Genomic DNA, 20,524 nt, shown 5'->3' with positions numbered 1-20,524 from the left:
CGCTGCCGCAATGCTCAGGCATGCCTGGCCAGGTAGCGGTCCAGGGCATTGGCAAAGGTCATTTTGTCGCGGTCGCCCAGAGCCTGCGGCCCGCCCCCCACCTGCTCGCCGCTGGAGCGCATGGTCTCCATGAAATCGCGCATATTGAGCCGGGGACGGATATTGTTGGCGGTGAACTGCTCACCCCGGGGAGAAATCGCCGCGGCGCCCTTCTCGATCACTTCCGCCGCCAGCGGTATGTCCGAGGTAATGACCAGGTCCCCCGCGCTGACCTGCAGCACGATGTAGTTGTCGGCCACGTCAAATCCCTGCGGCACCTGCCGGCAGCTGATCCAGGGGGAATTCGGCACCGGGATCACATGGTTCGCCACCAGCACCAGCGGGCGCTCCACCCGCTTCGCCGCCCGGAACAGGATCTCCCGGATCACTTTCGGGCAGGCATCCGCGTCCACCCAGATTGTTATCGCCATGTGTCTTTCCTTCGCGTACCAGGGCAACATTTTATGCTGAAACCGGAGAATCGGGTAAACTGGGTCATCGATCGAACTCATAGTGACATTTTGATAACTCAACTGGACATCAAGGTCCCTGGACAGGGCCTGCACGCGTTTACGCCCGCGGTGCGGCAAGCGCTCAGCCACAGTGGCAGGGACGAGGGTCTGTGCACGCTGTTCATCCGCCACACCTCGGCGAGTCTGTTAATCCAGGAGAACTACGACGACAGCGCGCGCATCGACCTGGAGCAATGGATGAACCGGCTGGTGCCGGAAAACGATCCGCTGTACACCCACACCCTGGAAGGCGCCGACGATATGCCCGCGCACATCAAGTCAGCCCTCACCGCGACCCAGCTGAGCATTCCCTTCCAGCACGGAGAACTGATGCTGGGCACCTGGCAGGGCATTTACCTCTGGGAGCACCGCCACTTCAGTGGCACCCGGCAAGTGGTTATGCACCTGTGAAGGCCATAGACAGCGAACAATTGCGGACACAGTTGCGAGCTATCCTGCCCGCCGACTGCCTGATCGAGGATCGCGAATCGCAGCGCCCCTTCGAATGTGACGCGCTTTCCCTGTACCGGGAGCTGCCGCAGCTGGTGGCCCTGCCGGCAACGGTCGACCAGGCGCAGGCAGTATTGCGCTGCTGTCACCGGCTCCAGGTGCCGGTGGTAGCCCGCGGCGCCGGCACCGGCCTGTGCGCCGGCGCCATGCCCCATCCCGAGGGCGTGCTGCTGGGGCTGTCCAAACTCAACCGCATACTCGACGTCGACCCGGTGGCGCGCACCGCGCGGGTCCAGCCGGGGGTCAGCAACCTGGCCATTTCCCAGGCCGCCGCCGGCCACGGACTGTATTATGGCCCCGACCCCTCCTCCCAGATTGCCTGCAGCATCGGCGGCAACGTGGCGGAAAACTCCGGCGGCGTGCACTGCCTCAAGTACGGGCTGACGGTGCACAACCTGCTGTCCCTGGAATTGTTAACGGTAGCCGGCGACAGGACCACCCTCGGCAGCAGCGGCCTGGACAGCCCGGGCTACGACCTGATGGCCCTGCTCACCGGCTCCGAGGGCCTGCTGGGCGTGGTCACCGAAGTGACGGTGAAGCTGCTGCCCACGCCCGAGCTGGCCCGCGTTATCATGGCCGGCTTCGACAGTGTGCGCGCGGCGGGTGACGCCGTCGGCGCGGTTATCGCCGCGGGCATAGTCCCCGCGGGCCTGGAAATGATGGATGCCCTGGCCATCCAGGCCGCGGAGGATTTCGTCGCCGCCGGCTATCCCCGGGACGCGCAGGCGCTGCTGCTCTGTGAACTGGACGGCACCGAGCAGGAGGTCGAGCAACACATCGCCGCGGTGCAGTCGCTATTCACTGGTCACGGCGCTACCTCGATGACAGTATCCGCCGACGAGGCGCAGCGACAACTGCTGTGGCAGGGCCGCAAGTCGGCCTTCCCGGCGGTCGGCCGGATGAGTCCCGATTACTATTGCATGGACGGCACTATCCCGCGCGGCCAGGTGTCCGGGGTGCTGGAGGAAATCGCCCGCCTGTCACAACACTACCGGCTGCGCTGCGCCAACGTATTTCACGCCGGCGATGGCAACCTGCACCCGCTGATCATGTTCGACGGCGGCAAGCCGGAAGAGATCGCCCGCGCCGAACGCTTTGGTGCCGATATCCTCGAGCTGTCGGTGGCCGTCGGCGGCTGCATTACCGGCGAGCACGGGGTCGGGCTGGAAAAGCTGGCGCAGATGCCCAGCCAGTTCGGCGAGGCCGAGCTGCACCAGTTCGAGGACATCAAGCACGCCTTCGACCCGGTGCTGACCCTCAATCCGGGCAAGGGCATTCCCCTACTCAAGCGCTGCCAGGAATACCGCGCACTGCCGGCGAGGCACCGTCATGGCTGAGGCACTGCAGAAACTGGCGCAACAGGTGGCCGAGTCATACCGCAGCGGGCAGACCCTGCGCCTGCGCGGTGGCGACAGCAAGGCGCGGATCATCGGCCGTGAATGCCGGGCCGACGCGGAACTGGATCTTGGCAGCTATCGGGGGGTCAGCGACTACCAGCCCGGCGAGCTTGTGCTCAGCGCCCGCGCCGGCACCCCTGTCAGCGAGCTGCAGGCGCTGCTGGCCGAGCAGGGCCAGACCCTGCCCTTCGACCCGCCGCCATTTGCCGGCAGGGCCACCCTGGGCGGCACCCTGGCCTGCAACATCAACGGCCCGGCCCGCCCCTGGCTGGGCTCGGTCCGCGACGCGGTGCTGGGTGTGCAGCTGATCAACGGCAAGGGCGAGTTGCTGGAATTTGGCGGCAAGGTCATGAAAAACGTCGCGGGCTACGACGTGTCCCGCCTGCAGGCAGGCGCGCTGGGCACCCTGGGGGCAATTACCGAGGTCCACCTGAAGGTGCTGCCACTGCCCGAGTGCACGCTGACCCTGGCGATTGAGACCAGCGCCGACGAGGCACTGCGGCAGATGGCGGAGAAAGCCCGACAGCCCAAACCGCTGACCGGTGCCTGCTGGCTGGATGGCCGCCTGTACCTGCGCCTGGCGGGGGCCCGGCGCGCGGTGGAGCACACCGCCAGCAGCTGGGGCGGCGAGCGGGTGGACGACAACCTGTGGCAGCAGCTGCGCGACTTCAGTCACCCCTTCTTCGCCGGCGAACAAGCCCTCTGGCGGCTGGCGACCAATGTGCACACGGCGGCGGAAAACGGGCCGGCGCAGTGCATCGACTGGGCCGGCAGCCAGCGCTGGCTGCGGGCCAGGCCGGCACGGGTGCCCCCGGGTTCACACCTGTGCCTGTATGCTGGCGGCGACCGCCAGGCGGATGTACGGGCTGAGCTCGACCCGGTGCAACGGCAACTGCAGCGGCGGCTCAAGCAGGCCATGGACCCCGGTGGCATACTCAACCCCGGCCGCCTGTACAGCTGGATGTAAGCCATGCATGTAGAACTGCACCCGAGCTACCGTGACAAGCCCGAGGCCACCCGCGCCAGCGAGCTGATCAGTGCCTGCGTGCACTGCGGCTTCTGCCTCGCCACCTGCCCGACTTACCTGGACACGGCCGATGAGCGGGACAGTCCCCGCGGCCGCATCTACCTGGTCAAGCAGCTGCTGGAGGAAGGCACGGCCAGCAGTGCCACCCGCACCCACCTGGATCGCTGCCTCACCTGTCGCAGCTGTGAAACCACCTGTCCTTCCGGCATGCAATACGGCAGCCTGGTCGATATCGGCCGCGGCATGCTGGAGCAGCAGGTACCCAGGCCCCTGCCAGAGCGGGGCTTTCGTGCCCTGTTGCGCTACACCCTGACCCGCCCGGCCCTGTTCTCCCGGCTGCTGCAACTGGGCCGGCTGCTGGCGCCGCTGTTACCCGCGCCGCTGGCCGGCAAGATTCCGCCGCGGCAGCAGCCAGGACAGCGGCCCCGGGCGGTACACAGTCGGCGCGTGCTGTTGCTGGAAGGTTGCGTGCAGGCTGCCGCCACCCCGACGACCAACGCCGCCCTGGCACGGATTCTCGACCGCCTGGGTATCTCCCTGGAAACCGTCGCTGGCGCCGGCTGCTGCGGCGCGGTCAACTATCACCTGGGGGCCCACGCCGACGGCCTGGACAACATGCGCCGCAACATTGACGCCTGGTGGCCTGCCGTCGACGCCGGTGCCGAGGCGATTGTCAGCAGCGCCACCGGTTGCGGCAGCCTGCTGGCGGATTACGGCCAACTGCTGGCTCACGATCCGGCCTACGCCGACAGGGCCCGGCGTATCGCTTCCCTGAGCCGGGACGCCGCGGAACTCCTTGCCGGCGAGGACCTGCAGGCCCTGGCCGTTGACAGCGGCCAGGGGCCGGTCGCGGTGCACACGCCCTGCAGCCAGTACCACGGGCTGAAGCAGCCGCGGCTGGTGCAGCGAATCCTCAGCGAGGCAGGTTTCGAACTCAGCGCAACCCGCGACGATCACCTGTGCTGTGGCTCCGCCGGCACCTACTCGATTCTGCAGCGGGAGCGCAGCGAGCGCCTGCGCGAACGCAAGCTGCGGGCGCTGGAGACCGGGCAGCCGCAGCTCATCGTTACCGCCAACGTGGGCTGCCAGCTGCACCTGGGGGAACAGAGCCGGGCCCCGGTCCGGCACTGGCTGGAACTGCTGGACCCCGACCCTGATCGCGGGCATTGAGCGGGGAAATGGCCAATTCGTTGCCTCCGGGCCCGCTATACTGTCATCATCGTGCTAACTAAAAACAAAGGATTGAGACATGAGCATCGTTCCTGACAAACTGGTACTGCAGGCGGCATTCGCACGCGAAAAAGCCCACCCGGAAAAGATCTTCCTGACCCAGCCGGTCAACGGCGAAGCCATAGATTACAGCTGGGGCAAGACCATGGACCAGGCGCGACGCATGGCCGCGCACATAAATTCCCTGGGATTACCGGCCAACAGCAACATTGCCATGATCTCCAAGAACTGCGCCCACTTCGTGATTGCCGAGTTGGCGATCTGGATGGCGGGCCACTGTACCGTGGCGCTCTACCCCACGCTCAACGCCGAGACCGTGGCCTACATCCTGGACCACTCCGAGGCCAAACTGCTGTTTGTCGGCAAGCTGGATGACTGGGAGCACATGCAGGAAGGCGTGCCCCAGGACATGCCCGGGATCGCCCTGCCGCTGGCGCCGCCCAACGACTTCGACCAATGGGACGACGTCATCGCCCGCCATGAGCCGATCAGCGAGGAGCCGGTCTGGCCCGCCGGCCAGCGGGCACTGATCTGCTATACCTCCGGCAGCACCGGCAAACCCAAGGGGGTTGCCCACTCCTTCGGCTCTGTTTCCACACCGGCCTACCTGCAGGGTCGAGTGCTGAATATCAACGAATCTGACCGCGCCCTGTCCTACCTGCCGCTGGCTCACGTCATGGAGCGGGCGCTGCTGGAAGCCGGGGCCATTTACCAGGGCATTCACGTGTATTTCGCCGAGGAGCTCGATACCTTCCTCGAGGACCTGCGCCGGGCCAGGCCAACGCTGTTTGTCAGCGTGCCGCGACTGTGGCTGAAGTTCCAGTCCGGGGTGTTCCAGAAATTCCCGGAAGAGAAACTCAACCTGCTGCTGAAAATCCCCTTCGTCAACAACGTCATCCGCAAAAAAGTACTGGACGGCCTCGGGCTGGGCAGCGTGCGTATCGCCGCCAGCGGCTCGGCACCGATTCCCGCCGACCTGATCCGCTGGTATGACAAGCTCGGCCTGCACATCATGGAAGGCTACGGCATGACCGAGGACTTCGCCTACTCGCATATGTCGACTGAAGGGCAGCGCGCCCCGGGCACGGTGGGTGCGCCCGCCGAGGGCGTCGAGTGCCGGATTTCGGAGGTCGGTGAAATCGAGATCAAATCCCCGGGACTCATGATGGGTTATTACAAGGCGCCGGAGCTGACTGCCGAGGTAATGACCGAGGACGGGTTCTTCAAGACCGGCGACCGGGGCGTTTACGAGGACGGCCTGCTGCGCATTACCGGCCGGGTGAAGGAGTTGTTCAAGACCAGCAAGGGCAAGTACGTGGCGCCGGTGCCGCTGGAAAACCTGCTCAGCGCCGACAGCATGGTGGAACAGTGCTGCGTGTCCGGGTCCGGCCGCCCGGCCTGCTATGCCAGCCTGCAGCTGGCAGAGGGCCTGCGCCACGAGTTCGATAATCCCGCGTTCCGGGAGAAGGCCGAGGCGCACTTCGAGAAGCTGCTGGCCGAGGTCAACAGCCAGGTGGAGAATTATGAGAGGCTGCAGTTCCTGGCTGTTGTTCGCGACCCCTGGCAGGTGGAGAACAATTTCCTCACCCCGACGCTGAAAATCAAGCGCAACAACATCGAGGCCGCCTACGAGCCTTTTCTCGATGCCTGGTACGACTCACGCAAGAAGGTGATCTGGCAGGACTGAGATGACCGCCACCACGGTTTACTACCTGGAGATGCGAGCGCCGGGGCAGTTGCTCCCCGGCAGCGACGCCCCGGGGCTGACCATTACCGAGGCCAGGGTCAAACAGTGGCCGTTCAACCGTTTCCTCTACCAGTTCGTCGGCGGGCCCTGGGACTGGAACGACAAGCTCGGCTGGTCAGCGCAGCAGTGGCAGGACTACGCCGAGGCAGCCGACCTGCGCACCTGGGTGGGCTACAGCGAGGGCTCCCCGGCGGGCTATTTCGAGCTGCAGAAACAGGCTGGCAATGAAGTGGAAATCAAGTACTTCGGCCTGACACCGGCGTTTATCGGCCAGGGCCTGGGCGGCACACTGCTGACCGCCGCCATCGAACAGGCCTGGGCCTGGGGCGAGGTGCAACGGGTGTGGGTACATACCTGCTCGCTGGACCATCCCGGGGCGCTGGCCAACTACCAGGCGCGGGGCATGACCTTGTACCGCACTGAACAGGAAGCCGGCTAGCTCCTGGCCGCCAGCAGCAGTTCCAGCCGACTTTCCGCCAGCAACACCGAGCGCTTGACCGCGAAGCCGTCGAGGCATTCCTGCAGGCGCGCCTGCGGATGGGGAGAATAACAGGGCAGCGCCGGCGCCCGCGGGCGCACGCAGATCTGCCCCGCGGAAACCAGGGCATAGCGGCCATCGCGGCGGGCGGCGCGGGTATTGTGGACCCCGAACGCGTGGGCCCTGGCACCCGGCGCCAGGCGGTCACGCAGGCAGTCCATCACTGCCCTGACCCCCGCTTCGTCCAGGTAGTTGAACAGGTCCCAGAACAGGCACAGGTCGAATGTCACCCCGGCGGGAATATCCAGTAGCCCGGCGACCCGCTGGGCCACGGTCTGCTCGTCCCCGGGCTGGAATACCAGGGGCAGCTCGGCGAACAGGTCGTTGATGTAAAGCTTGCACCGGTAAGCGGAAAAAAACGCCACCGTCTCGGGCATTACCGGCCCGAGGTGCAGCACCGTGATCCGCTGCTCCTCCGTGATCCCCTCGAACAGGCCGGGCAACAGCTGACTGCTCTGTTGCTCGCTCATGCTGCGTGGGTCAACCGCTCTTGAGGTCCAGTTCCGGGGTGGGAGCGTCCGCATCCGCTGCTGGCTTGCCGGCGCCGGGCTTGGCGGCCAGGCTGACCTTTGCGGCGGCATCACCCGGGTCCATATCGATAGAGCCCTTGAAGATGGCGCCGTCCTCCAGGGTCATGCGCGGGGCAATGATATTGCCGCGGACGTTGCCGGTCTTGGAAATCAGCACTTTCTCATTGCCGCGAACATCCCCGGCGACCTCGCCATCGATACGCACGGTGCGCGCGCTGATGTCGGCATTCACCTTGCCGGATTCGCCCACGGTGACCTCATGCGCGCCGAGGTCGATGGATCCTTCCACCCTGCCCTGGATGAGCAGGTCTTCGTCGCCGGTAACGGTGCCTTTGATCTCGATACTGGGTCCAATCATTGCTGTGCTCCTTGAGGTTGCCGGACTGGGGCTGGCCTGGGGGGCCGGAGTGCTGGCAGCGGTCGTGCCGGGGCCGGGGCGCGGCGGCTCCGCCGGGGGCGCTGGCGGCTGTTTGTTCTTATTGCGTTCAAACATCGGTATGTCCCATGCTCATTCCGGGCAAATCATCCTACCAGCGCCCCCCGGGATCGACCAGAGAAAAGCTGGAGATTTTGGCAGATTCCGTTACCTGACAGTTTTGTTATATGGAAACCGGCTTTCAGAACGAATCGTTGTTGGCCAAGTGTGTGGGGCTCTGGTTTCATGGAGTTGGTGTCCCCGGACACTCTTCGTTGTATTGCTTCGCTTTAACAAGCCGAATACACGCAAAAAACATACCGAATCGACCACCGTCCGCGGTGAGCGAGAGGTCATTCTCGCGGCCCCGGACCATGGCAACAGCCTGAACTGGAGGCATTCTTTATGAGAAGACAGAAGCGCGACATGAACACCAGGGCATTTGACAAAGGCTACCAGGCGGGCGTTTCAGGCCGCAGCCTGGACTACTGTCCCCACGAGAACGACGCCCACCGCCAGAACTGGATTTCCGGCTGGCGGGAGGGCCGCTCCGACCAGTGGGACGGCCTGACCGGGGTCTCTGGCGTTCACAAGATGCGGGCGCTCTGATTCCTCAACTACCCGGGCCCGCATCCGGGCCCTGATCTACCTGCCGCCTGCTGCTCTGGGCCAGGTCCAGCAGTTCGCGGTTGGCCACCGCAAACATGGAGAAGTCGGGCGCGTCCGTGGCATGCAGTTCCGCCAGCATCGCCTGCCAGCGGGCCAGCATGGGCTCCTGCTCCTTCTCCCAGTGCTGCATGCAGGCCAGCACGTTACCCTCGGCGTCCAGGTGCTTGAGCGCGCCCATTGCCAGGGTGCGCTGCTGCCACTCCAGGTCCTCCATGTAGGTGTCGCGGGCCATGGCCTGCCATTCGTTTTCCACCTTGCTGGCCATGATCTGGCCGCTGAACCAGTCCAGCTCCAGCCGTTCACCCATGAAGAAGTACAGTTTGGCGACGTGCTCCAGGGACGCCTCGGTTTCAGCGGCCGCCTGGATGATACCCAGCGCCGTATAGGCCAGCTGCGTACCGGCAACCCGGTCGGCCAGTTCTTCACCAACCCCCTCCTGCAGATAATGGTCATAGAGAGATTCGTACTGGTCCGCCGAACTGCCGCGCAGCATGGAGGGAAAGTTGGCCCGCATTTGCTCCAGGCCCGCGCTGAACTCCCCGACCAGCGGCGTCGGCATCAACTCGTGCCGGCGGTTGCGCAGTAACCAGCGGGTCGCCCGCTTCACCAGCCGCACCAGTTTGAGCATCATGTCCATCTGCACTGCCGAGGAAACCCGGTGGTCGAGCAGTTCGATCCACTCCCACAGCTCGCGCAGCCGGAACACCTCCATCACCGTGGTGTAGGCCCGGGCCACGTCCGCCGCCGAGGCGCCGGTCGCTTTTGACTGGCGCACCACGTAGTTGAGCCCCATGCGGTTGACGATGTCGTTGGCCACCTGGGTGGCCATGATTTCCCGGTTCAGGCGGTGGCTGCGTATTTCGTCAGCGAACTCATCCACCAGCCGCGGCGGAAACGCCGTGGTGACTGCCTGGTGCAGGAGGGGATCCTTGCCCAGGTCAGAGTCGATCAGGTACTCCTTCAGCACCGCCTTGCTGTAGGAGATCAGCACCGACAGCTCCGGGCGGGTCAGCGGCTGTCCCCTGGACTTGCGCTCCAGCAATTCTTCATCGCTGGGCAGGAACTCCAGAACACGGTTAATGCGGCCCGCTTCCTCCATGTTCTGGATAAAGCGGCGGTATTCGCCAAAGCGCTCCTCGGCCTGCAGTTCCACCAGGCTGATCGCCTGTACCTGCCGGTAGTTGTTCTTCAACACCAGCTGCGCGACGCTATCGGTCATTTCCTCCAGCAACTCGTTGCGCTGCTTCTCGGTCATGTCACCCCGGGCCACCACGGCGTTGAGCAGGATCTTGATGTTGACCTCGTGGTCCGAGCAGTCCACCCCGCCGGCGTTGTCGATAAAATCGGTATTTGAACGGCCGCCGTTGAGCCCATACTCCACCCTCGCCAGCTGGGTCATGCCCAGGTTGCCGCCCTCGCCCACCACCTTGCAGCGCAGGTCGCGGCCGTCTACCCGCAGGGAATCGTTGGCCTTGTCGCCGACCTCGAGGTGACTCTCGCTGGAGGCCTTGACATAAGTACCAATGCCGCCGTTCCACAGCAGGTCCACTCGCGCCTGAAGCAGGTGCGCAATCAGCTCACTGGGGGTCAGCTGGGCGGCCTCGATATCGAAGCGCTGCTGCATTTGCGGTGAAATGGCTATCGACTTGGCCGCCCGTGAAAACACCCCGCCGCCGGCGGAAATCAGCTCACTGGCGTAATCAGCCCAACTCGACCGCGGCAGCTCGAACAGGCGCTTGCGTTCAGCGTAGCTGGCGGCGGCATCGGGGTCCGGGTCCACGAATATGTGCAGGTGATTGAAGGCCGCCAGCAGCCGGATATGCTCCGACAACAGCATGCCGTTACCGAACACATCGCCGGCCATGTCGCCAATGCCTACCACGCTGAAGTCGGTGGACTGTATATCAACGCCCATCTCCCGGAAGTGACGCTGCACCGAGACCCAGGCACCCCTGGCGGTGATGCCCATTTTCTTGTGGTCGTAACCGGCGCTGCCCCCCGAGGCGAAGGCGTCTCCGAGCCAGAAGTCGTACTCCGCCGACAGGCTGTTGGCAATATCCGAGAAGGTGGCGGTGCCTTTGTCCGCCGCCACCACCAGGTAGGGATCGTCCTCGTCCTTGGCGACCACGTGGGGCGGACGAATGATCGACACATCGCCGCGATTGTCGGTGATGTCCAGCAGGCCGCGAATAAACAGCTTGTAGCACTCGATGCCCTCCTGCTGGACCTCGTCGCGGGACATTTGCGGATTGAGCTGGCGGGCCACAAAACCGCCCTTGGCGCCCACCGGCACAATGACCGCATTCTTGACCTGCTGCGCCTTGACCAGGCCCAGCACCTCGGTGCGGAAGTCTTCCTGGCGGTCCGACCAGCGCAGGCCGCCACGGGCAACCTTGCCGCCGCGCAAATGCACGCCCTCCACCCGCGGCGAGTACACATAGACCTCGAACATTGGCACCGGCTTGGGAATGTCGGGGATCGCCGAGGGCTTGAGCTTGAAGGAGATGTAGGGCTTGAGACCACCCCCTTCCGCCTGCTGGAAAAAGTTGGTGCGCAGGGTGGCTTTCACCAGTTTCACGTACTGGCGAATTATCCGGTCCTGGCCCAGGTTCTCGACCTGTTCCAGGGAATCCAGTATGCGCTGCTCCACATCCAGTTCGCGCTCGCCGCGCCAGGCCTCGTCACCGTCGAACACCGGTGAAAACCGGGTGAGGAACAATTCCACGATCAGCGCCGTGATATGCAGGTGATCGGCCATGGTGCCGGCTATGTACTCGACACTGTAGGGGAAGTTGAGCTGCTGCAGGTAGCGGGCATAGGCCCGCAGCAGGGCGATTTCGCGCCAGCTCAGGCGGGTACCGATGAGCAGGCGATTGAACGAGTCGCTCTCCGCCTCGCCAAACCAGATGCGGGCAAAGGCATCCTCGAACTCTTCCTTCACATCCTCCAGATCAACCTTGTCCGCAAGGCTGTAAAGCATGGAAAACTCCTGCACCCAGTACTTGTCACCACTCTGGGCGTTGATGCCGTAAGGCCGCTCGCTGATCACCCGCAGTCCGAGGTTTTCCAGGATCGGCAGCACATCTGACAGTGGCAGACTGGTGCCGGCGTTGTACAGGCGCAACCGCAACATGTCCTCGCCGTCCTCGAGGGTGCGGTACAGGGACATGGCCAGGCGCTCGCCATGGGCCAGGCGCAGAATCTTCTTGATATCCGCCACCGCCATGCGGGGGTCGAAATCGTCGCGGTAACCGGCGGGAAAACCGTTGCCCAGTTGCTTTACATGCTGGTTGCCATGCTCCTCGCCAAACTCTTCGATCAGCCGGTTGCGCAACCGGTCGGTCCAGGCCAGGGTGGCCTGGACAATCAGGTCTTCCAGCTCGGTGTCGTCATAATCCAGGGGTCGGGCCGGGTCCACGCGCAACACGAAGTACACCCGCACCAGGATCGATTCGGAGAAATGGGTGGTGAATTCGGATTCCTCGGCTTTGAAGGCCTCACTGAGGATGCACTCCATCTGTTCCCGCAATTCCGTGGTATAGCGGTCACGCGGCACATAGACGATGCAACTGACAAACTTGCCATGGATATCCCGGCGCACGAACAGGCGGGTCTGGCGACGCTCCTGAATCCGGTTGATGGCGTTGACCGTGTTGTACAGGTCGGCACTGCTGGACTGAAACAGCTCATCCCGGGGGTACAGCTCCAGCACCCGGGCCAGTTCCCGGGTCTCGTGCTCGGCCCAGTCCATGTCGGACATTTCCATCACCGCCTGGACCTTGCGCCGCAGGATGGGAATGTACTTGGGATTCATGGTGTAGACAGAGGAGGTATAGAGACCGATAAAACGATGCTGCCCCACCATCTCGCCCTGTTCATCGAACACCCGCACCTCGACATAGTCCGGATAGGTCAGGCGGTGAACCCGGGAGCGCTGCCGGGACTTGGAAAAACTCAGCTGCCGGCGCAGCAACTCGTCCCGCCCCATGTTTGCCAGGTCAGCTTCCAGGTCGGCCACGCCGCGGGTATCCCGGTTGCGCAGCAAACCCAGCCGGCCCTCGCGGGAGGCCGTCACCGTGGGGTGTGTACCGCTGTAATCAACCTCCAGGTATTCGTAGCCCAGCATGGTCATGTGCTGCTCGCGCAGCCACAGCAGGAATGCCGTGGCCTCCTCGCGCAACTCCGGGTCGACGCAGCTGCTGGCCTTTACCACCTCCACCACGCGTTCCAGCTGCTCGTTCATGGCCGGGAAGTCCGCCACCACCATGTCGACCTCGGCGAGGATATCCAGCAGGGTATCGCGCAGCCCGTCCAGTTCCGCCGGCTGCGAGTGCCGGGCCAGCTCAAAATACACGACCGCCTCTTGCGAGTTCTCCATCGGTTCCTGTTCGCTGTCGGACAGGATCCTGCGCAGCACTCCCTGCTCGTCCCGCGCCACTTCCAGGTTGGAACTGGCGATGATGTGGATAGGCAGGCCGCGGCGGTTGATTTCACCGCGCACAGAGGCGGTGACGAATGGAATACCGCGGCAGTGGATGGCCAGCACGGTGTTGGTGCTTTCCCAGCCGTGAGTTTGCAGTTCCGGGTTAAAAAACTCGATGTGCGGCTGCTCTCCAAGCCCTTCACGCATGAAGCGCAGCAGGTAGTGCAGGCAACCGTAGAGATTCTCCACCGAGCGGCCGCGCAGGTCCTCGGCGGCGAAACGGCGGTAAAAATCATCAGCCAGGTTATTCAGCGAGGCGCGCTCGTCACCCTCGGTGTGTTTGTCGATGCGCTTCTTCAGTTCGCTGATCAGGTTTTTCTTGAGGCTTTCCCAGATCATTCAGGTATCCCGATTCCAGTGTTCTTATTGCCCGCTCCATGCGCCAGGCCCTGCTGCTAGTCTAGACCAAAGCCGGCGCCAGGGAGACCAGCCCGAGGAACTTTTCCTGTGGTGAAAAGTCACATTATCGTCCTCGCTGCGGTCGGGCTGGACGCTGTTTACCGTTGCGATACAATGCGGCTGCCTTTCCCGGTAGTAACCCGCTAACACAAACAACAGGAGATCGCGTGGCAAGCGCAGAAATCAGGGCCCTGCAACAGTGGCTCAGCGGCCAGATCATTGGCCAGTCACATCTGGTGGAAAGACTCATCATCGCCCTGCTGGCGGACGGCCACCTGCTGGTTGAGGGCGCCCCCGGCCTGGCCAAGACGCGGGCGGTGAAGAGCCTCGCCGACGGCCTGGAGGGCGATTTCCAGCGCATCCAGTTTACCCCTGACCTGTTGCCCGGCGACGTCACCGGCACCGAGATTTATCGCCCGCAGGAGGGTTCTTTCCACTTCCAGCGCGGTCCGATCTTCCACAACCTGGTGCTCGCCGACGAGATCAACCGGGCGCCCGCCAAGGTTCAGTCGGCCCTGCTGGAAGCCATGGCCGAGCGCCAGGTCAGCATCGGCTCGGAAACTTACAACCTGCCGCGCCTGTTCCTGGTCATGGCCACCCAGAACCCGATTGAGCAGGAGGGCACCTATCCCCTGCCGGAAGCCCAGCTGGACCGTTTCCTGCTGCATGTGAACGTCGACTACCCCGATGCCGCCGCCGAGGCGGATATACTGCGCCTGACCCGCGCCGAGGCCAGTTCACCTGCCACAGCCGCGCCGCAGCCCCTGGCCCAGGAGGCGATATTCGCCGCCCGTGAGGAAGTCCTCGGGCTGCACATGTCGCCGGCGGTGGAGGATTACGTGGTGCAGCTTGTGGTCGCCACCCGCACACCCGGCCGCTACAGCGAGCAACTGCAACACTGGATCGAGTACGGCGGCAGCCCCCGGGCCACCATTGCCCTGGACCGCTGCGCCCGCGTCCACGCCTGGCTCAACGGCCAGGACTTCGTCAGCCCGGACAATGTGCAGGCGGTGGCCGCCGATGTGTTGCGCCATCGCCTGCTGCTCAGTTTCGAGGCCGAGGCCAGCGGCATCACTCCCGACCAGGTCACCAGCGAGCTGCTGGCGCTGGTACCCGTGGGCTGATGCAGGCAGCGGATATCGCAGCCCCGGCCAGGGGTGCTTACGCCTCCCTGGAAGACCTGATCGCCCTGCGCTTCCCGGCACGGCAGCTGCAGCTTGCGCGCCGCAACCGGGCCCTGTCCGCCCTCACCGGACCCAACAAGTCCAATTTTCGCGGCCGGGGTATCGATTTCGAGGAGGTGCGCAGCTACCAGCCCGGTGACGACATCCGCAGTATCGACTGGCGGGTGACAGCGCGCACCGGCGACGCCCATACCAAGCTGTTCCGTGAGGAACGGGAGCGCCCGGTGCTGTTGGTGGTCGACCAGCGGCCAGCGATGTTTTTCGGTTCCAGCCACTGCTTCAAATCGGTGCTGGCGGCACACCTGGCCAGCCTGCTCTGCTGGAGCGCCCTGGACGGCGGTGACCGCATCGGCGGCCTGGTGTTCAACGGCCAGCGCCATCGCGAGGTGCGGCCGCGTCGCTCCCGGCGCACGGTACTGGGCCTGCTGTCCGAGCTCTGCGCCTTCAACGCCGCCCTGCCCCTGGCCGGGACTGCGCCAGCGGAAAGTTTTACCGACATGCTGACCAACCTGCGCCGGATAGCCAGACCCGGCAGCAGTATCTACCTGGTCAGCGACTTCCAGGGCGCCAGCGACGACAACAGCCGCAAGCACCTGTTCCAGCTGGCCCAGCATACCCAGCTCACTGCGATTTGTTGCAGCGACCCGCTGGAGCGCCAATTACCCCAGAGCGGCCGTTACGCGGTAACCGACGGCGAGGCACGCAGCGAGTTGAACACCGGCGACCGACGGCTGCGCCGCGAGTACCAGCAGGCCTTCAGCCAGCGGCAGCTGCGGCTGCAACAGAATCTCGGCCGCCTCGGGATTCCGCTGCTGCAGGCATCCACCACGGAACCGCCTTTTGCCCTGTTGCAAACCTACTTCGGGAACAGCCGCCGGTGAACCCGACTGATCCCCTGGCACAGCTCCACCCGCTGCGCGAGCCCGCGGCCATCGGCTGGTGGCCGCCGGCGCCGGGCTGGTGGCTGCTTGTCGTCCTGGGGCTCATCGCCCTGGCGGTTCTGGCCTGGCTGGCGCTGCGGCACTACCGGCGCAATGCCTATCGCCGCCGGGGTCTGGCGGCGCTGGCCCAGATTCGCGCCCAGTGGCAGGCAGACCACGATCACCGCCGCTGCCTGACCGAGGCCAATGCCCTGTTGAAGGCTGTCGCGCTGCGCGCCTATGCCCGCCGCGACATCGCCGGCGCCAGCGGGGAGGAATGGCGGGCCTTTCTCAACCAGGCCATGGCGGCACCGGCGGCGTTCGAGCTGCACATGCTACAGGCCCAGTACTCCAGCGAGGTCGATGGCAGCGGGCTGGATGAGCACCTGGAACTCTGCGAACGCTGGATCAGACGCCACCGGGGGCGGCCATGATCGAATGGATCTGGCCCTGGATGCTGTTGCTGGCCCCCCTGCCTTGGCTGGTGCGCCGCCTGGCGCCGCCGGCGGACGGTCAGGAACCGGCCCTGCGGGCACCCTTCTTCGACCGCTGGCAGCAGCTCAGCGAACACCAGGGGCGCAGCGCCCACCGCACCGGCCGCCTGCCGGCACTGGCCCTGTGGCTGCTGTGGCTGCTGTTACTGCTGGCGGCGGCGCGACCGGTCTGGGTGGGCGAGCCCATCGAGTTGCCCAACAGCGGCCGCGACCTGATGCTGGCGGTGGATATCTCCGGCTCAATGACCATCGAGGACATGGAAGTATCGGACCAGCTGGTCAGCCGCATTCGCGCGGTCAAGCAGGTCGGCAGCCGCTTCATCGAACAGCGGGAAGGGGATCGTCTCGGCCTGATCCTGTTTGGCAGCAATGCCTACGTGCAGTCACCGTTGAGCTTTGACACCGCCACCGTACAGCGCTTCCTGCAGGAGGCGCAGATCGGCTTTGCCGGCCAGGATACCGCCATCGGTGATGCCATTGGCCTGGCGGTGAAGCGGCTCCGGGAACGACCCGCCGACAACCGGGTGCTGATCCTGCTCAGCGACGGCAAGGACACCGCCAGTTCAGTGCAGCCCCTGGATGCCGCCAGGCTGGCGGCGGACCTGGGCATTCGTATTTACACCATCGGCATTGGCGCCGACCGACTGACCATGCCGGGCCTGTTCGGCTCCAGCTTCGGGGCCCGCCAGGTCAACCCCTCGGCGGAACTCGATGAGGCCGGGTTACAGCAAATTGCCAGCATGACCGGCGGCAAGTACTTCCGGGCCCGCAACCCGGAAGAACTGGCCAATATCTACCTGTTGCTGGACCAGCTGGAACCCATAGAGGTGGACACCGCCAGCTACCGGCCGCGCCAGGCCCTGGGCTACCTGCCCCTGTTGCTGGCGCTGGCGATCAGCTTTGCCCTCGCCCTGCGCCAGCTGTGGCGGGCGCTGCCCGCCAGCACCCCGCCCGCTGCCCGGGAGGAGGCCGCATGAGCTTTCACCTGATGCGCCCCGAATGGCTGTGGGCACTGTTGCCGGCACTGCTTTTGGCCGGCCTGCTGTGGCGCCGCAAGCACCGCAGCGGCAGCTGGAGTTCGGTCATCGACCCGCAGCTGCTGCCCTACCTGATCGGCGCTGGCGAGGGCCAGCGACGCCGCAGCCCGGCGCCGGCGCTGCTGCTGGCCTGGGCGCTGGCGGCGCTGGCAGCGGCGGGTCCCAGCTGGCAGAAAATTCCGCAGCCGGTGCACCAGAAACAGGATGCGCTGGTGCTGGTGCTGGACCTGAGCTATTCCATGGTCGCGGCGGACCTGGCACCCTCCCGCGCCGACCGGGCCAGGCAGAAACTGCTGGACCTGCTGGAGCGGCGGCGCGAGGGCCAGACCGGCTTGATCGCCTACGCCGGCGATGCCCACATCGTGACCCCGCTCACCGACGATACTCCCACCATTGCCAACCTGCTGCCGGCACTCAACCCCGACATGATGCCGGTGATGGGCTCGGAGCCCGCCGCGGCGCTGGCCCTGGGTATGGAGCTGTTGCACTCCGCCGGTATCCGCCGGGGTCGGCTGCTATTGCTCACCGACGGTATTACCGCGCTCGACCGCAGCGAGATTAACGACCTGCTGCGGGGCAGCGGTGTCAGCCTCGCCATCATGGGGATCGGCACCGCCAGCGGCGCACCCCTGCCCCTGCCCCGGGGCGGCTTCCTCAAGGATGCCAGTGGCGCCATTGTCGTCCCCGGGCTGGAGGAAAGCGAGCTCAGGGGTCTGGCCGCAGACACCGGTGGCCGCTACATGCGCATGCAGATCGATGACCGCGACCTGGACTACCTGCTGGCAGAGGACCTGCTGGACTTACCGGAACAGACCCTGGTCCTCGACCGGGCCGCCGACGCCTGGGAGGACCAGGGCTACCTGCTGGTGCTGCTGCTGCTGCCAGTGGTGCTGGCCCTGTTCCGCCGCGGCTGGATCATCTGCCTGGCGCCGCTGCTGCTGGTGCCACTGCCGCAGCCGGCCCAGGCCGGACTGTGGGACGACCTGTGGCTGACGCCAGACCAGCAGGGACAGCGAGCCCTGCAGCAGGGCGATCAGGAACGGGCGGCGCAGCTGTTCGCCGATCCCGACTGGGCGGGCACCGCCGCCTACGAGGCCGGTGACTACGAACGGGCGGCACAGGCATTCAAGCAGCAGGAAGACGCCGATAGCCTGTATAACCGCGGCAACGCCCTGGCCCGGGCAGGCCAGCTGGATGCGGCCATGGCGGCCTACCGCCAGTCGCTGCAGCTGGAACCCGACCGGCAGGATGCGCAGGACAACCTGGCTCTGCTGGAACAGCTGCAACAACAGGAACAACAGCAACAGCAGCAGGAACAACAGCAACAACAGGACTCCGGGCAGGAACAGGAACAGCAACAGGAGCAGCAACAGCCGGGAGCGGACCAGCAGCAGGGCCAGCAGCAGGAGCCGCAAGCCGGCGAATCGCCGCAGCAGCAGGGCCAGGAACAACAGCAGCAACAGAGACAAGCGCCGGACGACACCGGGGCGGAGAAACCGGAACAGCAGCCTCAGCCCGGTGAGCAGCAGGCAGAGACCGAACCGGCGGAGCAGCAGGAACAGCTCAACCAGGCCATCGCCGAGGCCCAGCAGGAGGACCTGGAGCGCGACCAGGCCATGGAACAGTGGCTGCGCAGGGTGCCCGATGATCCCTCCGGCCTGCTGCGGCAGAAATTCCGCTATCAAAGCCAGCAGCGACAGCAACAGGGAAACACAAAGGATGATGACACTTACTGGTAGGCCGGCGCTGTGGACGCTGGTGCTGCTGCTTGTACTGGGGCATGCAACGGCCCGGGCCGCCGTCGAGGCCAGCGTCGACCGCAGCCGGATTGCCCTCGGCGATACCGTGCAGCTGATCATCAGCGCCACCGGTGACGACGAGGAACTGTCCGCCGTCGACCTCGCGCCCCTGCAGCGCGACTGGGAAATTCTGTCGCGCAGCACCCGCAGCAACACCACTATCGTCAATGGCAAGCGCAGCCACGAGCGCCAGCTGCACCTGGAGATCACCCCCCGGCGCCAGGGTGCACTGTCGATTCCCCCTTTCCAGCTGGGCTCAGCCAGCACCCGTGAACTGCAGGTTGAGGTCGGGGACGCGCCGCAGATCGATCCGGGGGCGGACAGCGTGCTGTTCGAGGCCAGCGTGGACCGGGACTCGGTGTATGTCCAGGGCCAGCTCATACTCACCCTGCGACTGCAGCAGGCGGTTAATCTCGACGGCCGCAGCATCAGCGACCTGGATCTGCCCGACGCCTTCGTGGTGCCACTGGAGCAAAAGTCCTTCCAGCGCCAGGTCAACGGCAGGCCCTGGCTGGTGCACGAGGTTCGCTATGCCATTTTCCCGGAACAGAGCGGCACCCTGACCATTCCGGCGCAGAGTTTTTCCGCCCGCGAGAGTGTTCCCCGGCGCAGTATCTTCGACACCAACCGCGGTCGCCTGGTCAGGCTGCAGAGCGAAGCACTGAACATAGAAGTGCTGCCCAGGCCAGCGGCGTTTACCGCGGCGACCTGGCTACCGGCGCGCAACATCGTCATCGAGGAAGAATGGTCCTCGGACCCGGCGCAGTTGCGTGTGGGCGAGTCCATCACCCGCACTGTCCGGGTACGGGGCGAGGGCCTGCAGGGGGCACAGCTGCCGCCGGTGTTACTGCCCGAGGTGGACGGTATCAAGCACTACCCGGACCAGCCGGTCATCAACGATACGGAAATTTCCAGCGGCCTGCTGGGCTCGCGCTCGGATAGCGTCGCCATCGTTGCCACCCGCGCCGGCAGGGTCGAACTACCGGCAATTGAAATCCCCTGGTGGGACACCGGGGCGCGAACCATGCGCACCGCCCGCATCCCGGCGCGCGTCCTTAAGGTGGCTGCCGCGGCGCCCACGACAGCGACCGCGACGACGGACGGCGCAAGTTCCGCCGCAAGCAGCGGGCCGGAGCCGGTGATTGTGCAGTCAGGCGCGGTGCGGGTGTGGCAAGTGCTGGCGCTGGCCTGTGCCCTGGGCTGGCTGCTCACCGCCGGGCTGTGGTGGCGCAGCCGCCGTGAGGTGACCGGCGGCAGCGAGGAACCGGCCCCGGCACGCTCGCCAAAGGCGGCCTACAAGTCACTGCTGGCTGCCTGCGCCGCCGACCAGCCGCAGCAGGCACGGAAACAGCTGATTCTCTGGGCCGCCGCCCGGTGCGACCGGGGAATCACTTCCCTGGAGCAGGCGGCGACGCTGCTGGCAGACCCGGCACTGACCAGCGAGCTGAAGGCACTGGAGCAATCCCTATATGGGCAGGACGCCGACAGCTGGCGCGGTGACCAGCTGCGGGCCATCGTCGAGCGCCTGCAGCGCCAGCGGCCCGCGGGACAACCACAGCGGGATGAGCAGCTGCGCCTCTACCCCGCTGCCTGA

The 20,524-nt window shown here is 65.4% G+C and carries 17 protein-coding genes; 13 read left to right on the top strand and 4 right to left on the bottom strand.

Going from position 1 to position 20,524, the window contains the following annotated elements; all coding sequences use genetic code 11:
- Positions 1–14 precede the first annotated feature (14 nt).
- Positions 15–464 carry a YaiI/YqxD family protein gene (locus DWB85_RS07345; protein WP_205422685.1) on the bottom strand — a complete coding sequence of 150 codons (450 nt, stop codon included), beginning with the start codon at positions 462–464 and terminating at the stop codon, positions 15–17.
- A 96-nt stretch (positions 465–560) separates the two neighbouring features.
- Here DWB85_RS07345 and DWB85_RS07340 point away from each other — a divergent pair, with 96 nt between their 5' ends.
- The 6 genes from DWB85_RS07340 (at position 561) to DWB85_RS07315 (ending at position 6,901) form a co-directional block, all read left to right on the top strand.
- Positions 561–962: a secondary thiamine-phosphate synthase enzyme YjbQ gene (locus tag DWB85_RS07340; protein ID WP_117953660.1), complete on the top strand. Its 402-nt coding sequence runs from the start codon at positions 561–563 to the stop codon at positions 960–962.
- Positions 959–2,398 (top strand): FAD-linked oxidase C-terminal domain-containing protein, encoded by a 1,440-nt coding sequence (locus DWB85_RS07335; RefSeq protein ID WP_117953566.1) that lies wholly within the window; start codon positions 959–961, stop codon positions 2,396–2,398. The genes DWB85_RS07340 and DWB85_RS07335 overlap by 4 nt, the downstream gene beginning before the upstream one ends.
- Positions 2,391–3,425: a glycolate oxidase subunit GlcE gene (glcE, locus tag DWB85_RS07330; RefSeq protein WP_117953565.1), complete on the top strand. Its 1,035-nt coding sequence runs from the start codon at positions 2,391–2,393 to the stop codon at positions 3,423–3,425. Before DWB85_RS07335 ends, glcE begins: the two co-directional genes overlap by 8 nt.
- Positions 3,426–3,428: 3 nt before the next feature.
- A complete protein-coding gene (gene glcF, locus DWB85_RS07325; protein WP_117953564.1) occupies positions 3,429–4,655 on the top strand; it encodes a glycolate oxidase subunit GlcF in 1,227 nt (408 codons plus the stop codon).
- Between the two features lie 79 nt (positions 4,656–4,734).
- Positions 4,735–6,402 carry an AMP-binding protein gene (locus tag DWB85_RS07320; RefSeq protein WP_117953563.1) on the top strand — a complete coding sequence of 556 codons (1,668 nt, stop codon included), beginning with the start codon at positions 4,735–4,737 and terminating at the stop codon, positions 6,400–6,402.
- A gap of 1 nt (position 6,403) precedes the next feature.
- The gene (locus tag DWB85_RS07315; protein ID WP_117953562.1) at positions 6,404–6,901 is read left to right on the top strand and encodes a GNAT family N-acetyltransferase; all 498 of its coding nucleotides are present in this window, start codon (positions 6,404–6,406) and stop codon (positions 6,899–6,901) included.
- Here DWB85_RS07315 and DWB85_RS07310 read toward each other — a convergent pair.
- Together DWB85_RS07310 and DWB85_RS07305 are read right to left on the bottom strand one after the other, a co-directional pair.
- Entirely contained in the window at positions 6,898–7,470 is a 573-nt protein-coding gene (locus DWB85_RS07310; protein WP_117953561.1) for a hypothetical protein, read from the bottom strand. The genes DWB85_RS07315 and DWB85_RS07310 overlap by 4 nt on opposite strands.
- Before the next feature lie 10 nt (positions 7,471–7,480).
- On the bottom strand, positions 7,481–7,888 hold the full coding sequence (locus DWB85_RS07305; RefSeq protein ID WP_162846049.1) for a bactofilin family protein: 408 nt from the start codon (positions 7,886–7,888) through the stop codon (positions 7,481–7,483).
- A gap of 462 nt (positions 7,889–8,350) precedes the next feature.
- On the opposite strand from DWB85_RS07305, the gene rmf reads away from it, so the two are divergent.
- A complete protein-coding gene (gene rmf / locus DWB85_RS07300) occupies positions 8,351–8,554 on the top strand; it encodes a ribosome modulation factor (protein WP_117953559.1) in 204 nt (67 codons plus the stop codon).
- A 4-nt stretch (positions 8,555–8,558) separates the two neighbouring features.
- Here the strand turns inward: rmf and DWB85_RS07295 are convergent, their stop codons facing one another.
- The gene (locus DWB85_RS07295) at positions 8,559–13,436 is read right to left on the bottom strand and encodes an NAD-glutamate dehydrogenase (RefSeq protein WP_117953558.1); all 4,878 of its coding nucleotides are present in this window, start codon (positions 13,434–13,436) and stop codon (positions 8,559–8,561) included.
- A 227-nt stretch (positions 13,437–13,663) separates the two neighbouring features.
- On the opposite strand from DWB85_RS07295, the gene DWB85_RS07290 reads away from it, so the two are divergent.
- The 6 genes from DWB85_RS07290 to DWB85_RS07265 are packed head-to-tail and all read left to right on the top strand — an operon-like array spanning position 13,664 to position 20,524.
- Entirely contained in the window at positions 13,664–14,620 is a 957-nt protein-coding gene (locus tag DWB85_RS07290; RefSeq protein ID WP_117953557.1) for an AAA family ATPase, read from the top strand.
- Positions 14,620–15,561: a DUF58 domain-containing protein gene (locus tag DWB85_RS07285; RefSeq protein WP_117953556.1), complete on the top strand. Its 942-nt coding sequence runs from the start codon at positions 14,620–14,622 to the stop codon at positions 15,559–15,561. The genes DWB85_RS07290 and DWB85_RS07285 overlap by 1 nt, the downstream gene beginning before the upstream one ends.
- Positions 15,558–16,034: a DUF4381 domain-containing protein gene (locus DWB85_RS07280; protein ID WP_162846048.1), complete on the top strand. Its 477-nt coding sequence runs from the start codon at positions 15,558–15,560 to the stop codon at positions 16,032–16,034. The genes DWB85_RS07285 and DWB85_RS07280 overlap by 4 nt, the downstream gene beginning before the upstream one ends.
- Positions 16,031–17,071 (top strand): vWA domain-containing protein, encoded by a 1,041-nt coding sequence (locus DWB85_RS07275; protein WP_117953554.1) that lies wholly within the window; start codon positions 16,031–16,033, stop codon positions 17,069–17,071. Before DWB85_RS07280 ends, DWB85_RS07275 begins: the two co-directional genes overlap by 4 nt.
- Complete coding sequence (locus DWB85_RS07270) at positions 17,068–18,870, top strand: vWA domain-containing protein (protein WP_239017255.1); 1,803 nt, start codon at positions 17,068–17,070, stop codon at positions 18,868–18,870. The genes DWB85_RS07275 and DWB85_RS07270 overlap by 4 nt, the downstream gene beginning before the upstream one ends.
- Complete coding sequence (locus DWB85_RS07265; RefSeq protein WP_162846047.1) at positions 18,851–20,524, top strand: BatD family protein; 1,674 nt, start codon at positions 18,851–18,853, stop codon at positions 20,522–20,524. The genes DWB85_RS07270 and DWB85_RS07265 overlap by 20 nt, the downstream gene beginning before the upstream one ends.

The sequence above is a fragment of the Seongchinamella sediminis genome (assembly GCF_003457605.1).
GTDB classification, from domain to species: domain Bacteria; phylum Pseudomonadota; class Gammaproteobacteria; order Pseudomonadales; family Halieaceae; genus Halioglobus; species Halioglobus sediminis.
The sequence above is the reverse complement of the archived record's forward strand: the minus strand, read 5'-3'. Positions and strand labels throughout refer to the sequence as shown.